Here is a 12067-nt window from a genome sequence, read left to right on the forward strand (position 1 = left end):
AAACGGAGACACTATGCGTATCAAGACGATCGCCCATGCAGCCGCCTGCGTGGCTGTGATGGCGGCCGGCCACAGCGTGGCAGGCAGCTTTGAAAAGACCGCCACCGGCGTGGTGGTCAAGCCTGACAGCGGCGCCGCCAAAGAGGTGCGCCTGGAGGTCATGGCCGACAATATCATTCACGTGGTGAAGCTAGACCAGGCGGGCAAGTCGCTGACCCCATCGCTGATGACCGTGGCCGCACCTGTTAGCGGTAACTTCTCGGTCAGCGCAACGGGCAAGGACAAGGTCACGCTGAAGGCGAAGAAGATCTCGGTGGCGGTGTCGCTGGCCACCGGCCAGGTGCAGTTCTTTAACGCCGCCGGCAAGGCTTTCCTGACGCAGCAGGCCGAGAGCATGGCGCCGACGTCGGTGGACGGCAAGCCGTTCCTGGCGGTGAAGCAGGGCTTCAACTACGGCACCAGGGACGCCTTCTACGGCCTGGGCCAGCACCAGAATCACCAGATGAACCTCAACGGCGAAGACGTGCTGCTGATGCAGCACAATATGGCGATTGCCGTGCCGTTCGTGGTCTCGGATAAAAACTACGGCGTCCTGTGGGATAACAATTCGATCTCGCGTTTCGGCGACAGCAAGCCCTATGCGTGGCTGAGCCGCGACCTGCAACTGACCGATGCCGACGGCAAGGCCGGCGGCCTGACGGCGCGCTACTACGTCGGCGACAAGCTGGTGTTCACGCGTCAGGAAAAGGACATCGCCTACCAGTACCTGAAGGACGTGGCCGAGAACTGGCCGAAGGATAAAGTCGATCCTAAAGCGGCGGACCTCAAGGTCGTATGGGAAGGCACGATGGCGTCGCCGAAAGCGGGCGTGCACAAGATGCAGCTGTACTCGTCGGACTACGCAAAGCTGTCTGTCGACGGCAAGGAGATCATGGATGTGTGGCGCCAAGGCTGGAACCCGTGGTATCACAATTTTGAAGTGAAGTTCGAAGCCAACAAGCCGGTCAAGCTGCATCTGGAATGGAAGCCGAGCGGCGGCATGGTGGCCATGACCCACAACGACCCGTTGCCGGAAGCGGAGCGCCATTCGCTGACCTTCTCGTCGGAAGTCGCGCAGAGCATCAACTACTACGTCATCAATGGCGAGAACATCGACAACGTCATCGCCGGTTACCACCACCTGACCGGGCAGGCGCCGATGATGCCGAAGTGGGCTTACGGCTTCTGGCAATCGCGCCAGCGTTATGAGACGCAGGAGCAACTGCTGGGCGTATTGCGCGAGTACCGCAAGCGTGGCTGGCCGGTCGACAACATGGTGCAGGACTGGTTCTACTGGCCGGAAAACGGCTGGGGCTCGCATGACTTCGACAAGGCGCGCTTCCCTGACGCGAAAGCCATGGTGGATGAAGTCCACAAGGCCAATGCGCGCATCATGATTTCGATCTGGGGCAAGTTCTACTCCAACACCGACAACTACAAGGAGCTGGAGGCGAAAGGTCACATGTGGACCAAGAACGTCGAAGACGGCGCCCTGGACTGGGTTGGCCCTGGCTACAAGAACAGCCACTATTCGCCGTATGCGCCGGAAGCGCGCGACATCTACTATCGCCAGATGAAACCGAAGCTGGTGGACCTGGGCTTCGATGCGTGGTGGATGGATAACACCGAGCCGGACGTGCTGTCCAACACCCGTCCCGCCGATTTCAAGAAGCTGATCGGCCCGACCATTTACGGTGGCGGCGAGATCACCTTCAATCCGTATAGCCTGGTGCATACGGAAGGCTTCTACCAGCACCTGAAGAAGGATCAGCCGGAGAAGCGCCAGTTCATCCTGTCGCGCTCCGGCTTTGCCGGCATCCAGCGCAATGGCACCGCGGTGTGGAGCGGCGACACGGCCAGCCGCTGGAACAATCTGTATGACCAGATCTCGGCCGGCGTGAGCATCTCCATGTCGGGCATCGCCAACTGGACGCACGATATCGGCGGCTATGCGCAAGAGACCCGCTTCCAGGTAGGCGACGTCGGTTCGGCGCAGGAGAATCGCAGCACCGGCATCAAGCAGGGCAATCCGGAAGACATCAAGGAATGGCGCGAGCTGAATCTGCGCTGGTTCCAGTTCGGCGCGTTCTCGCCGCTGTTCCGTTCCCACGGCGAGGTGGTGAAGCGCGAGATTCACGAGATTTCGCCGGAAGGTTCGCCGATGCGCGAATCGATGGTCTGGTATGACCAGCTGCGCTATCGCCTGATGCCTTATATTTACTCGGCCGCCGCCGACATCCACTACCAATCCGGCGCCATTATGCGCGGCCTGGTGATGGACTTCCCGAACGACGAAGCGGTCAAGGACATCAAGGACCAATACCTGTTCGGCCGCAGCATGCTGGTGGCGCCGGTGTACACCTACGGCGCACGCGAACGTAGTGTCTACATGCCGAAGGGCGCGAACTGGTATGACTTCTACACCGGTGAGCTGCACAAAGGCGGCAGCACGGCCACCATCAAGGCGCCGGAAACCCGCATGCCTGTGTTGGTGAAGGCTGGCGCCATCCTGCCGATGGGGCCTGTGACGCAGTACGTGGACGAGAAGCCGGATGCGCCGATCACGCTGAACATCTACACTGGCGCGGACGGCAAGTTCACGCTGTATGAAGACGACGGCGTCAGCGAGGCTTATCAGCGCGGCGAGGCTAGTCGCATCCCGTTCAGCTACAACGACAAGACCGGCGTCGTGACCATCGGCGACCGCTCCGGTCAGTACAAGGGCATGGTGGCCAAGCGCCAGTTCAAGGTACGCTTCATCAAGCCCGGCGTTTCGAGCACGGACAATTTCGACGCGGCTGACAAGGTGGTCAGCTACGAAGGCAAATCCATCACGGTGAAAAAATGAAGACTTCCGTTGCATTGTTTTTGATAGCGTTGGCGGGCATCGCCAACGCTGCCGATGTGCGCCACATCGTGGTGGATGCCGCCGCGCCTACCACGCCGCGCGATCGCTTTGCCGACCTGTCGGTGGGTTCGGACTATCCGGGCACGCTGATTCGCGATGACAGCCTGGCGCAGCTGAAGATTGCGCGCGATGAACTGGGTTTCCGCTACATCCGCTTCCACGCCATCTTCCACGACGTGCTGGGCACGTACAAGGAAGTGGACGGCAAACCGGTGTACGACTGGACCAAGCTCGATTACCTGTACGACAGCCTGTTGAAGATGGGCGTGAAGCCGTTCGTGGAACTGGGCTTTACGCCACTGGCCATGCGCAGCTCGGACCTGAGCATCTTCTACTGGAAGGGCAATACCTCGCACCCGGACCCGAAGAAATGGGCAGCGCTCATCGACGCGTTTGTCCGCCATGTGCAGGAACGCTATGGCAAAGAGGAAGTGCGCTCGTGGTTCTTCGAGGTGTGGAACGAGCCTAACCTGGACGGTTTCTGGGAGAAGGCGGATCAGAAGGTGTACTTCGAACTGTTCGATATCACCTCGCGCACCATCAAGGCCATCGATCCTGCGCTGCGCGTGGGCGGACCTTCGACCGCTGGTGCGGCCTGGGTGCCGGAATTCCTGGCGCATGCCAAGCAATCCGGCTCGGTGGTGGACTTCGTCACCACGCACACCTATGGCGTGGATGGCGGCTTCCTCGACGAGAATGGCAAGGACGACACCAAGCTGTCGCCATCGCCGGACGCCATCGTGGGCGACGTGCGCAAGGTGCGCAATGAGATGAAGGCGGCCGGCCATCCCGACATGCCGCTGTATTTCACGGAGTGGAGCACCAGCTACACGCCGCGTGATCCGGTGCACGACTCGTATATGAGCGCGCCGTACATTCTCAGCAAGCTGAAAGCGACCGAAGGCATCGTGCAGGGCATGAGCTACTGGACCTATAGCGACTTGTTCGAGGAACCGGGTCCTCCGACCGCGCCGTTCGAAGGCGGCTTTGGTTTGATGAATCCGCAGGGCATTCGCAAGCCGTCCTGGTTCGCCTACAAGTATCTGAATCAGCTGGGCAATGAGGCGGTCAAGACTGCCGATGCGCAGAGCTATGCGGCCAAGGATGGCCGTGGCGTGCAGGTGCTGGCGTGGGATTTCCAGACGCCGAAGCAGGGCCGCAGCAATCGCGGTTTCTACACCACGGTGCAGCCGACGCGCGATGGTGCGCCGGTCAGCGTCGATCTGAAAGGTTTGAAGCCGGGGGCCTACACGGTCAGCGTTTATCGCACCGGCTTTGAGGCGAATGATGCGCATACGGCGTACCTGAAAATGGGTTCGCCGAAGACGCTGACGCCGAAAGAGATCGAGCGTTTGCAGGCCCTGACCATGGATCGCCCGCAGAACAGCACGGTGCGCGTACCGGCTTCCGGTTCCGCATCGGTGAAGGTAAAGATGCGCGTCAACGACGTGGTGCTGATCAAGATTAATCCGCAATGAAGCTGCTCGCCCTGGCATTGGTAGCCGCCAGCGCGGCTGCCGCACCGGATATGACCTTGCGTTACTCCCAGCCGGCCACGGATTGGGAGAAGGAGGCGCTCCCGATTGGCAATGGCCGCATCGGCGCGATGATCTTCGGGCAGCTGGCGCGCGAGCGCTTGCAGTTCAATGACATCACGCTGTGGACCGGCGATGAGAAGGAGATGGGGGCGTTTCAGCCGTTTGGGGATGTCTACATCAATCTGCCGGGGCACGAGCAGGGCACGACATCGTATGCGCGCCGGCTGGATATTGGCCGCAGCGTGCATACGGTGAGTTATACGCACAATGGCGTGCAGTTCAAGCGCGAGGCGCTGGCCAGCTTTCCTTCGCAGGTGATTGCGGTACGGCTGACCGCCAGCAAGCGTGGGCAGTACACGGGATCGATCGAGCTGACCGACATGCACGGCGCGCAGATCAGCGCGCAGGGTAACCGTGTGACCGCCGTCGGCGCGTTGCCGAATGCGATGCAGTATGCCAGTCAGGTGCAGGTGCTGAACGAGGGCGGCAAGCTGGCAGTGGAGGGCGGCAAGATCACCTTCACCGGTAGCGATGCGATCACACTGATCCTCGGCGCCGGCACCAGCTATAACAACGACGCCGCGCGCCGCTTCCGGGGCGAGGCGCCGCTGCCGCACGTTGCCTCCCAAATCGACGCCGCAACGGCCACTTCCCGTGCAGCCACGCCTTCGGCCGTCCGCGCCGCCGCGCCGTCCGCGTCTCGCGCTTGGGATGCGCTGCTGGCGGCGCACCTGCGCGACTACGCGGCGCAGTTCGGGCGCGTTGACGTGGACTTCGGCGCCGCATCGCCGGCCCGCCGCGCGCTGACGACCGATAAGCGCATCGAGGCCTATACCACCGAGGGCAATGACCCAGAGCTGGAAGCGCAGTTCTTCCAATTCGGCCGCTATCTGCTGATCTCCAGCTCGCGCGGTTCGCTGCCGGCCAATCTGCAAGGCTTGTGGAACAACAACCCCGCGCCGCCGTGGCGGTCGGATTACCACACCAACATCAACGTGCAGATGAACTACTGGCCTGCCGAACCAGCCAATCTGTCCGAACACCACCAGCCATTCTTCAACTTCGTGCAAAGCGTCGCCCCGGTCTATCGCAAGCTGGTCGCCGACACCGCCGCACAAGCCATCGCCGATCCGCAATCGATCAAAATGGCACAGCCGGACCTGAGTGGTGAGGCGGTGCAGCGCGAGGAAACCTTCGTCAGCAAACAAGGCAAGCCAGTGCGCGGCTGGACCGTGCGCACCGAATCCAATCCTTTCGGCGCCATGGGCTACGTCTGGAACAAGACTGGCAATGCCTGGTACATGCAGCACTTCTGGGAGCACTACGCCTACACGCAGGACAAAACCTTCCTGCGCACCACCGCCTACCCGCTGATGCAGGAAGCCGTCGCCTTCTGGGAAGACTACCTGAAAGAACTGCCGGACGGCCGCCTGGTCGCACCGCTGGGCTGGTCGCCTGAACACGGCCCGATTGAAGATGGCGTCAACTACGACCAGGAAATCATCTGGGACCTGTTCAACAACACGGTGGAAGCCGCCGACGCACTGGGCGACACCGCATACCGCAACCGCATCGCCGCCCTGCGCGACAGGCTGGCCACGCCGGGCATCGGTAGTTGGGGCCAGCTGCTGGAATGGATGGAAGAGAAAAAAGACAAAGTGCTGGATACGCCGGGCGACACGCACCGTCACGTCTCGCACCTGTTTGGCCTGTTCCCCGGCCGCCAGATCTCGCCGACCAAAACGCCGGCGCTTGCCGCCGCCGCCCGCAAATCGCTGGAGGCGCGTGGCGACGCCGGCACCGGCTGGTCGATGGCGTGGAAGACCGCCTACTGGGCGCGCCTGCTGGACGGCGATCATGCCTACAAAATGCTGCGCGGCCAACTGGCCAAGCCGGGGGCGCGCGCCGCACAGCAGAATGGTCCGGGCACCGAGAGCAATAACGCCGGCGGCACCTACCCGAACATGTTCGACGCCCATCCGCCGTTCCAGATCGACGGCAATTTCGGCGCCACCGCCGCCATCTGCGAAATGCTGCTGCAATCGCAGACCGGTGAAATCCATCTGCTGCCAGCGTTGCCATCCGCTTGGGCGACCGGCTCCGTCAAGGGCTTGCGCGCCCGTGGTGGCTACGAAGTGGACCTGAGCTGGGCGCAAGGCAAGCTGACCTCCGCCACCATTCGCCGCACCGCCGGCGAGGGCGCAGGCGTGGTGCGGTATGGCGACAAGGTCGTACCGTTGAATCTCAAAACAGGCGAGACCAAACAATTCGGAAGGAGCTTGTAATGCGTTGGCTGCTGAGTGCTTTCTTACTGGCGCTGAGCAGCCAGTGTGTAGCGGTTCCCACCCAGATCCAGTACCTGAGCGGCACCGACAAGGATCACCGCGTCGACTGGGACTTCCAGGTCAACGGTGGCCGCAACAGCGGGGTGTGGAAGAAGATTCCGGTTCCCTCCAACTGGGAGATGGAGGGCTTCGGCACCTACCGCTACTTCGAAGACTGGCAAAAAGATCCGGCGCCGGACAGCACCGGCATCTATCGCCATCAATTCAACGTGCCGGCCGACTGGCGCGGCAAGCAGATCGAGATTGTCTTTGGTGCGGCCATGACCGACACGCTGGTCAAGATCAATGGCCAGCCGGCCGGCCCGGTGCATCAGGGCGGCTTCTACGAATTCCGCTACGATGTCACGCGCCTGCTCAAGCCTGGCGAGAACAACCAGCTGGAAGTGACGGTGAACCGTTACTCCGCCAACCGCTCCGTCAACCGCGCCGAGCGCAGCGCCGACTTCTGGCTGTTCAGCGGCATCTACCGGCCTGTGTGGCTGGAGGCCAAGCCGGTCGCCAACATCGAGCGCATCAGCCTTGATGCGCGCCATACCGGCGACTTTGAAGCCGATGTGTTCCTCGCAGGCGCAAGCGGCGGCAAGGTGAGTGCGCGCATCACCACGCTGGCCGGCGCGCCGCTCGGCAAAGAGATGGGCGCTGACGTGGTGGATGGCAAGGCGCACCTGCGCGGTCACGTGGACCGCATCGTGCCATGGTCGGCGGAGAATCCGCAGCGCTATCAGGTGCGCTTCCAGCTGCTGGGCGACGGCAGGCCTGTGCATGAGGTCAGCAAGACCATCGGTTTCCGCACTATCGAACTGCGTCCGCGCGATGGCGTCTACGTCAATGGCCGCAAGGTGCGCCTGAAAGGCTCGAACCGCCATTCGATCTGGCCGACCACCGGCCGCACCACCAGCAAGGCGCTGAGCTACACCGACGCAAAGCTGATGAAGGACATGAACATGAACGCGGTGCGCATGTCGCACTATCCGCCCGATCCGCATTTCCTCGACGTGGCCGATGAAGTGGGCCTGTACGTGATCGATGAGCTGACCGGCTGGCAGAAGGCCTACGATACCGACGTCGCCACGCCATTGGTGAAGGAACTGGTGCAGCGCGATCAGCATCACCCGTCCATCATCTTCTGGGCCAATGGCAACGAGGGTGGCTTCAATCGCGACCTCGATCGCCTGTACGCCAACTGGGACGTGCAGAAGCGGCCGGTGATCCATCCATGGGAAAATTTCGGCGGCATCGACACCGCACACTATCCGACCTATAACTGCTGCGCCACTTCACTGTTCAACGGCCGCGACGTGTTCATGCCGACCGAGTTTCTGCATGGCTTGTACGACGGCGGTGCCGGCGCGAGCCTGAACGACTGGTGGAACGCCATGCTGGCCAATCCGCTCAGCGCCGGCGGCTTTATCTGGTCGTTTGCCGATGAAGGCATCGTGCGCGAGGACAGGGGCGGCGCGATCGACGTCGCCGGCAATCTGGCGCCCGACGGCATTGTGGGGCCGTACCGCGAAAAAGAGGGCAGTTATTTCGCGGTCAAGAAGATCTGGACGCCGGTGTACCTGCCGCTGTCGGAAATGGCGTCGTTGCCGCCGACTTTTGACGGCACAATCGCACTGGAGAATCGCTACGACTTCACCAACCTCAATCAGGTGAAATTCCGCTGGCAACTGGTTCGCTTTGGCGTCTCGAGCGGCCATACGGTGGTGGCGCAGGGCAGCGCCAAGGCGCCGGATGTCGCCGCCGGCATGCGTGGCCTGACCAGCATTGCATTGCCACGCGACTGGAGCAAGCAGGACGCGCTGTACTTCACCGCCACCGACCGCGATGGCCGCGAGATCTACACCTGGTCGTGGATGATCGCCAGCCCGCGGCAAGTGGCGGAGCGGATGCGCGAGCAAGCCGCCACCGGGACGCCGGTCGCATCGGCCGAGCTGAGTGAGCTGCCAGATGCCTACCGCCTGCGGGCCGGCGCGCTGAGTGTCGTCATCGACAAAACGACTGGCTACCTGCGCGAGTTGAAGAAGGGCGAGATCATCGCCCCGCTCAGCAACGGCCCGCGCCTGGTTGCCGGCAAGGCGGAACTCAAGCGCATCAGCGCCACGCGCGATGGCAACGACGTGGTGGTGGTCGCCGAATACACCGGCAACCTGCGCAAGGTGAACTGGCGCCTGACGGCCGCAGGGCAGCTCAGCGTCAACTACGGCTACCAGATGGAAGGCAGCCGCTATGTTGACGCGCTGGGTGTGACCTTCGACTATCCCGAAAGCGAAGTGAAGTCGATGCGCTGGCTGGGCCGAGGTCCTTACCGCGTCTGGAAGAACCGCACGCAGGGTGTGGAATTCGATGTCTGGCAGAAGGACTATAACGACACGGTTACCGGCCTGTCGTGGAACTACCCGGAGTTCAAGGGCTTCCACGACAAGGTGTACTGGGCCACGCTGGCGACCAGCAAGCTGCCGATCACCTTCATCAACCATGCGGACGATATCGCGCTGCGCGTGTTCACGCCGAGGGAGGCCAGCGGCGAAGGCTTCGAGCCGAAAGGCACGCACATGGACTTCCCGCCGGGCGACATCTCCTTCCTCAACGCGATCCTGCCGATTGGCACCAAGTTCAATCCGCCCGGAGAGCTAGGCCCGGCGGCAATGCAGGCGCGCACGCCCAATCTTGGCATCTGGCTGGAGAACACCATCGATATCGTGGTGGGGGATTCACTGCGCTAACCATTTGCGATAACGCCGCGTCAGCAACGCGGCGCGCAACTGGTCGATCAGCAGTGTCCATAGAGGATGGAGACTGCCGCCGCTGTCGCCGCCAGCGCCGAGTGCGCGCAGGCGGCGGCGCGCCATCGCCATGGTGGCGATGCTGCCCAGCGTTTTATCCTTCCAGTTCACCGGCGGCGCTGCCACCACTGTCGGAAGGCCGGCGCGCCATTGCTGCGGCAGGTCCGGCGCCAGCGACAGCGCGGTCGCGATACCCACCACCGCCACGCCGCTGGCCAGAACCTGCTCCGCGATCGCTGGCCGCGTGATGCCGCCGGTGGTCATCACCGGCATGCGTGCCACGCCGGCCAGCACCTGCGCAAACTCCAGGAAGTAAGCCTCGCGCGCCAGCGTGCGGCCGTCCGCCGTACGGCCTTGCATGGCGGGGTTTTCGTAACTGCCACCGGACAGTTCGATCAAATCCACCGGCAGCTCGTTCAACAGCATCACCACCTGGCGCGCATCATTTTCCGAGAAGCCGCCGCGCTGGAAGTCGGCGGAATTCAGCTTGACCGCCACGCTGAACGAGGGGGAGACGCGCGCGCGCACGGCGCGCACCACCTCCAGCAGCAGGCGGGCACGATTCGGCAGCGAACCGCCCCATTCGTCGTCGCGGCGATTCGCCAGCGGCGACAGGAATTGCGACAGCAGGTAGCCGTGCGCCGCATGGATCTGCACACCGGTGAAGCCTGCCTGTTCGGCGGCATGCGCGGTGTCGGCAAAGCGGCGGATCACTTGCGCGATATCGTTGGCTGTCATCGCGACTGGCTGGGCAAACAGCTTGCTGTGTTTGCCCAGCTCCAGCGCCACGGCGGACGGCGCCCACGCCAGCCCGCCCATATTGGCCATCACCTGCCGGCCCGGATGGCTGATCTGCATCCAGACTTGCGCGCCGTGCTGGCGCGCGGCCTGCGCCCATGCTTTGAACGGCGCCAGCGGCGTATTGGCTTCCAGCGCGATGGTGCCTGGGCCGGTCAGCGCGCGACTGTCGATCATCACGTTGCCTGTGATGAGCAAGCCCGCGCCGCCTTGCGCCCAGCGCTGGTAAAGGCGGTGGAAGGCGGCGCCGGGCAGTTGTCCCGGCTCCGCCATGCTTTTTTCCATCGCGGCTTTGGCGATGCGGTTAGGCAGGGTACTGCCGTTCGGCAGAGTGAGTGGTGTGAATAGCATGTGCGTTTCCAAAAATAGCGGCGATAAGCTATGCTAAGATTAAAGCCAACTTTAAGGTCAAGCAAAAAATGAAGATAGGCGAACTGGCCGAGCGCTCCGGCATTGCGGCATCGGCGATACGGTACTACGAACAGGCGGGACTCATGCCCAAGGCGGAGCGTGGCGCCAACGGCTATCGCGAGTATGGCGATGCGGCGCTGGAGCGCCTCAATCTGATCTTGCTGGGTCAGGACTTGGGCTTCACGCTGGACGCGATACGCGATGTACTGGCGCTGGAAGGCGAGGCGCTGCACGGGGGACTGATGCAGCACCTCGATGTGCGCCTGCGCGATATCGACCAGATGATGGCTGCCCTGGCGACGCAGCGGGCCTCGCTGCTGGAGGCCAAGGCAAAGGTACAGGCTACGTGGGAAAGGGGCGAGTGCCCCCATAGCCTTTAAGACAGCGTGACTTCCGCGCCGCTGACGAAATTGACGATAACAGGATTCACCGCATCGCCATGCGTGATCGGCCCCATATGGCCGCCGCGCGTCTGCACCGTACTGGCATTCGGCAGGGCTGCGCCCAGTTGCTCCGCCAACAGGCGCGTGGAGGCCGGGCTGCGTTCGCCGGACATCACCAGCGACGGCATGGTCAACATGGACAAATCGGACAACGTTGCCGCTTCGCCCAACAGAGCTTCAAAGTCCAGCAGCACCTTGGCGATCTGCGCCACCATCTTTTCCTGCGCGGCTGGCGGCGCGGCGTCGAAGGCGCCGGCGCGGTTCCAGTAGTCGATGAAGATGCGGGTGGCGTCGCGGTCCGAGGCGCTGGCCTTGATGCGTTCCACAACGGAGACGATTTCCACCTTGGCCGGATGCTGCGCCGGCAGCAGGTGAAAGGCGACCGGCTCGAACAGTGTGAGGGACAGCACGCGCTGCGGCATGCGGCGCGCCATGTGCAGCGCGCAGGCGCCGCCGAAGGAGTGGCCGATCAAATGAAACGCTTCGCCCGGCTCCAGCTCCGAGGCGATGGCAGCGTTGATCGCGTCCGCCTCGTGGGCCAGCGTATGGGTATAATCTTCGGTCGCATCGGCCGTGGCAGGAAATGGCGATGCGCCATAGCCAAGAAGATCGACCGCGATGCAGCGGCAGGCATCACCCAGTTGCGCTTTCAGCGACGACCACTGGGACTTGGAACTCATGGAGCTATGCAGCAGGACGACAGCAGGTTTCATTGTCAGCTTGGTATGAAAAAAGCGAAGCCGAGATTATACCTGTGTATTGTCTATACCACTCCGTGCACTTTTTGCGTGGGACAGGA

7 protein-coding genes are annotated in these 12067 nt (G+C 62.7%); 5 read left to right on the forward strand and 2 right to left on the reverse strand.

What is annotated here, in order from left to right:
- The first annotated feature begins 13 nt into the window (after positions 1-13).
- From GM676_RS10805 to GM676_RS10820, 4 genes are read left to right on the forward strand one after another with little or no spacing between them, the layout of a single operon-like run.
- Positions 14-2887, forward strand: a complete 2874-nt coding sequence (locus tag GM676_RS10805; protein WP_155463565.1) for a glycoside hydrolase family 31 protein — start codon at positions 14-16, stop codon at positions 2885-2887.
- Positions 2884-4425 (forward strand): GH39 family glycosyl hydrolase, encoded by a 1542-nt coding sequence (locus tag GM676_RS10810; protein ID WP_155463566.1) that lies wholly within the window; start codon positions 2884-2886, stop codon positions 4423-4425. Before GM676_RS10805 ends, GM676_RS10810 begins: the two co-directional genes overlap by 4 nt.
- The gene (locus GM676_RS10815; RefSeq protein WP_155463567.1) at positions 4422-6770 is read left to right on the forward strand and encodes a glycoside hydrolase family 95 protein; all 2349 of its coding nucleotides are present in this window, start codon (positions 4422-4424) and stop codon (positions 6768-6770) included. Before GM676_RS10810 ends, GM676_RS10815 begins: the two co-directional genes overlap by 4 nt.
- Positions 6770-9556 (forward strand): glycoside hydrolase family 2 TIM barrel-domain containing protein, encoded by a 2787-nt coding sequence (locus GM676_RS10820; RefSeq protein ID WP_155463568.1) that lies wholly within the window; start codon positions 6770-6772, stop codon positions 9554-9556. The genes GM676_RS10815 and GM676_RS10820 overlap by 1 nt, the downstream gene beginning before the upstream one ends.
- Here the strand turns inward: GM676_RS10820 and GM676_RS10825 are convergent.
- A complete protein-coding gene (locus tag GM676_RS10825; protein WP_155463569.1) occupies positions 9545-10765 on the reverse strand; it encodes an NADH:flavin oxidoreductase/NADH oxidase family protein in 1221 nt (406 codons plus the stop codon). The two genes, GM676_RS10820 and GM676_RS10825, sit on opposite strands and share 12 nt — an antisense overlap.
- Positions 10766-10833: 68 nt before the next feature.
- On the opposite strand from GM676_RS10825, the gene GM676_RS10830 reads away from it, so the two are divergent.
- A complete protein-coding gene (locus tag GM676_RS10830; protein ID WP_155463570.1) occupies positions 10834-11205 on the forward strand; it encodes a MerR family transcriptional regulator in 372 nt (123 codons plus the stop codon).
- Here GM676_RS10830 and GM676_RS10835 read toward each other — a convergent pair.
- Complete coding sequence (locus tag GM676_RS10835) at positions 11202-11981, reverse strand: alpha/beta fold hydrolase (RefSeq protein ID WP_155463571.1); 780 nt, start codon at positions 11979-11981, stop codon at positions 11202-11204. The two genes, GM676_RS10830 and GM676_RS10835, sit on opposite strands and share 4 nt — an antisense overlap.
- Positions 11982-12067: the final 86 nt, after the last annotated feature.

The sequence above is a fragment of the Duganella radicis genome (assembly GCF_009720825.1).
Taxonomy (GTDB): Bacteria; Pseudomonadota; Gammaproteobacteria; order Burkholderiales; family Burkholderiaceae_D; genus Rugamonas; species Rugamonas radicis.